The 3,755-nt window shown below is 68.8% G+C and carries 4 protein-coding genes; all 4 read left to right on the top strand.

Annotated elements, in window-relative coordinates; translation table 11 throughout:
• The first annotated feature begins 65 nt into the window (after positions 1-65).
• The 4 genes from ACFU7D_RS29000 to ACFU7D_RS29015 all read left to right on the top strand — a co-directional run bounded on the left by ACFU7D_RS29000 (position 66) and on the right by ACFU7D_RS29015 (position 3,667).
• Positions 66-1,025: an acyl-CoA dehydrogenase family protein gene (locus ACFU7D_RS29000; RefSeq protein ID WP_378873812.1), complete on the top strand. Its 960-nt coding sequence runs from the start codon at positions 66-68 to the stop codon at positions 1,023-1,025.
• 118 nt (positions 1,026-1,143) lie between these two features.
• On the top strand, positions 1,144-2,100 hold the full coding sequence (locus tag ACFU7D_RS29005; protein WP_378873815.1) for an acyl-CoA dehydrogenase family protein: 957 nt from the start codon (positions 1,144-1,146) through the stop codon (positions 2,098-2,100).
• Positions 2,097-2,921 carry a CoA transferase subunit A gene (locus ACFU7D_RS29010; protein ID WP_378873817.1) on the top strand — a complete coding sequence of 275 codons (825 nt, stop codon included), beginning with the start codon at positions 2,097-2,099 and terminating at the stop codon, positions 2,919-2,921. The genes ACFU7D_RS29005 and ACFU7D_RS29010 overlap by 4 nt, the downstream gene beginning before the upstream one ends.
• The gene (locus tag ACFU7D_RS29015; protein WP_378873820.1) at positions 2,918-3,667 is read left to right on the top strand and encodes a CoA-transferase subunit beta; all 750 of its coding nucleotides are present in this window, start codon (positions 2,918-2,920) and stop codon (positions 3,665-3,667) included. The genes ACFU7D_RS29010 and ACFU7D_RS29015 overlap by 4 nt, the downstream gene beginning before the upstream one ends.
• The last annotated feature ends 88 nt before the right edge of the window (positions 3,668-3,755 follow it).

Genomic DNA, 3,755 nt, shown 5'->3' on the forward strand with positions numbered 1-3,755 from the left:
CTTCCTCGACGACCAAGCATTTGCTTGGTAACCTCACTGTGCAGCGGTGACACAAGGAGGAACACATGCGGTTCGGACGTACGCCTGAACAGAAGGCGTTCGCGGACGCACTCGACGATCTGTTGGGTGCCTCCGACACTCCGGGCGCGGCACGTTCGTGGGCTGATGGGGACCCTGAACTCGGGCTGTCGTTGTGGCAGCGCCTTGGGGAGCTGGGGGTCACAGGGTTGTTGGTGCCCGAGGAATATGACGGATCAGGTGGGTCGCCAGCCGACGTCACTGTCGCGTTCGAGCGCCTCGGGTATCACGGAGTTCCTGGTCCCTGGGTCGAGTCCGTCGCCGTCCTCCCGGGGCTGCTGACACAGGTCGGTGAGGCCAAGGTGCTCGCCGGGATCGCCTCAGGCGAGACCGTCGCCACGCTCGCGATCCCGCGGATGACGCCCCGGGCACTCGATGCGGACGTCGCCGACCACGCTTTCACGCTCACGACCACCTCTGCGCTGTACCGCGCTGAGCCTGGCGACCGACATGAATCCGTCGACGCGACACGACACCTCTTCGACCTCACTCCAACCGAGCAGATCGCTACCGTCGACGCAGGTGAGTCCCTGGATCTCGGAAGTCTGGTCTGCAGTGCCCAGCTTCTAGGAGCCGGCAACAGGCTGCTCCACGACACCGTCACGTACGCCCAGCAGCGGCACCAGTTCGGCAAGCCGATCGGGGCTCAGCAGGCGGTGAAGCACCTGCTGGCCGACGTACGTGTCGCCCTGGACTTCGCTGCGCCGCTGGTGCACAACGCGAGCCTGACCCTCGCCCCGCAAGACGTCTCTGCGGCCAAGGTCGCAGCCGGTGACGCCTCCTACCTCGCCTCGCGCACCGCGCTCCAGGTCCACGGTGCGATCGGCTACACCCGCGAGTTCGACCTGAGCTTGTGGATCCTCAAGGTCCGTGCGCTAGTCGGCGCCTGGGGCACCCCGGCCGAGCATCGTGCGCGGATCCTCTCCCGCCTGACGGAGGCCCGATGACCGTGCATGATCCGTGCACCAATACCACCGCGATCAGTGCACCGATCGCGCACGTGCACGATCGGTGCTTTCAAGCACGTCGACAGGGCGCACGAATCGTGCACGTGGGGGGTCGGTCATGAGGTTCGCGCTCACCGAGGAGCAGTCCGACCTGGTCGCGACGGTGCACACGTTGATCGCCAAGCGCGCCGCGTCGATGGACCTCCGTGCGGCGATCGCGACGCCCGAGGGCTACGACACCACCTTGTGGCAGACGCTCGCCGAGCAGATCGGCGTGACCGCGCTGGCCGTCCCCGAGGAGCACGGCGGTGTCGGCTGCTCCTACATCGAGGCCCATCTCGTCCTCGAAGAGCTCGGCGCCACGCTCACCCCGTCGCCGTTCGTCGGCACCCTGCTGGCGACCCAGGTCCTGACCGCTGCCGGGACGCCCGAGGCCGGCGCGCTCCTCGAGCGCATCGCCGGCGGGGCCACGGCCGCGGTGGTGGTCCCGGGTTCAGACCTCGTCATCGACGCCTCCGGCGCGGAGATCCTCCTCGTACTGCGCGGCGACCAGGTCCACGCGGTCGATCCCTCGACGGTCACGATCACCCCGACGCCGGCCCTGGACCCGACCTGGAGGTTCGCGACGGTCACCGACGACAACACCCCAGGGGACGTCGTCGGGACGGTCGACCCGGCGTACGTCACCACCGTCGGCGCGACCTTGATGACCGCCCTCCAGGCCGGGGCCGCGCGCGAGGCGCTGGAGCGTACGGTCGGCTATCTCAAGGAGCGCCACCAGTTCGGCCGCCCGCTCGGCTCGTTCCAGGCGCTCAAGCACCGCTGTGCCGACCTGCTGGTGCAGGTCGAGACCGCCAGGACGATGAGCTGGGCGGCAGCCTGGGAGCTGACCCAGCCCACGCCCGACCGACAGCTAATCCACGCCGCAAAGACCTGGTGCACCGATGCGTTCTCGCAGGTCGCGGTCGAGATGATCCAGCTCCATGGCGGCGTGGCGATCACCTGGGAGCACGACGCCCACCTCTACTTCAAGCGCGCTCACGCCACCGCCCAGCTCTTCCGAGGAGACACGTGAACAAGACCCCGCTCGACAAGACATTGCCGCTCACCGAGGTCACCAGCAAGCTCGAGTCCGGGATGACCATCGGCATCGGCGGCTGGGGCTCGCGCCGCAAGCCGATGGCGCTGGTCAAGGAGATCCTTCGCAGCGACATCACCGACCTGACCGTGGTCGCCTTCGGCGGCCCCGACGTCGGCCTGCTCGCCCGCGCCGGGAAGATCCGCAAGCTGGTCTACGGCTTCGTCAGCCTCGACTCGATCCCGCTCGACCCCAACTTCACCCGCGCCCGCGAGCGCGGCGAGATCCCGGAGACGAGCGAGTACGACGAGGGCATGTTCGTCGCCGGACTGCGCGCCGGCGCGAACCGGCTCTCGTTCCAGCCGATCCGCGCCGGCCTCGGCAGCGAAGTGCTGGCGATGAACCCCGACCTCAAGACGGTGAAGTCGCCCTACGACGAGGAGGAGTACGTCGCCGTCCCCGGCCTCCGCCTCGACGTCTCGCTGATCCATCTCAACCGCGCCGACGCGGCCGGCAACGGCCAGTACCTCGGCCCCGACCCCTACTTCGACGACCTCTTCGCGATGGCCGCCGACACCACGATCATGTCGGTCGAGCAGATCGTCTCCACCGACGACCTGACCGCCAAGGCCCCGCCGCAGACCCTCCTGGTCCCCCGGATCTTCGTGAACCACGTCGTCGAGGCCCCCGGCGGCGCCCACTTCACCACCTGCGAGCCCGACTACGGCCGGGACGAAGACTTCCAGAAGGCGTACGTCGCCGCCGCCAAGTCCGAATCAGACAGCGACTGGACCGAGTTCGAGGAGCGTTACCTGTGACCCTGCAGACGATCAGCCGAGCAGACATCTGCGTCGCCGCCGTCTCCGACGCCTTCCAGGGCTCCGGCGAGGTGCTCGCCCACGCCGTCGGGATCGTCCCGGCCATCGGCGTACGCCTGGCCAAGGCCACCCACACCCCCGAGCTCGCGCTCAGCGACGGCGAGGCGTTCATGATGTCCGAGGCTCCGCCGCTGCTGAAGACCGCGGCGGCCGGCGGCACCCCCGAGGCCTGGGTCCCGTTCCGCAGCATCTTCGACATCGTCGCCAGCGGCCGCCGGCACTCGATGATGGGCGCCAGCCAGATCGACCGCCACGGCAACCAGAACATCTCCTCGATCGGCGACTGGCGCAAGCCGAAGCGGCAGCTGATCGGCGTACGCGGGGCTCCGGGCAACACCGTCAACCACCGCGTCGACTACTGGGTCGCCAAGCACTCCGCCCGGATCTTCGTGGAGAGCGTCGACGTCGCCAGCGGCGTCGGCAACGACCGCGCCACCGGCACCGCCGGGAAGTATCACGACCTCGGCGTGATCGTCACCAACCTCGCGGTCTTCGGCTACGACGACGCCGGGCTCGTCAAGGTCGTCTCGATCCACCGCGGCGTCACCCCCGAGGAGCTCCAGGAGGCCACCGGCTTCGAGATCGACGCCTCGACCGCACCCCTCACCCGCGAGCCCACCCCGGAGGAGCTGGCCATCATCGAGGCGGAAGACCCCAAGGGCCTCCGCTTCAAAGAGGTCCCCTAGCCCCGCCGCTGGTCGAGCCGTGAGGCCGCCTGCGGCCGAGCGTGTCGAGACCAACACGGTCCCCATCAAGCGCGACAGGGACCGTGTT

Source organism: Nocardioides sp. NPDC057577, assembly GCF_042801335.1.
GTDB lineage: Bacteria > Actinomycetota > Actinomycetes > Propionibacteriales > Nocardioidaceae > Nocardioides.

Excerpts from the sequence above, each read along its gene's own strand:
- ACFU7D_RS29000 (WP_378873812.1), top strand. The coding sequence starts at position 66 with ATGCGGTTCGGACGTACGCCTGAACAGAAGGCGTTCGCGGACGCACTC.
- ACFU7D_RS29005 (WP_378873815.1), top strand. The coding sequence starts at position 1,144 with ATGAGGTTCGCGCTCACCGAGGAGCAGTCCGACCTGGTCGCGACGGTG.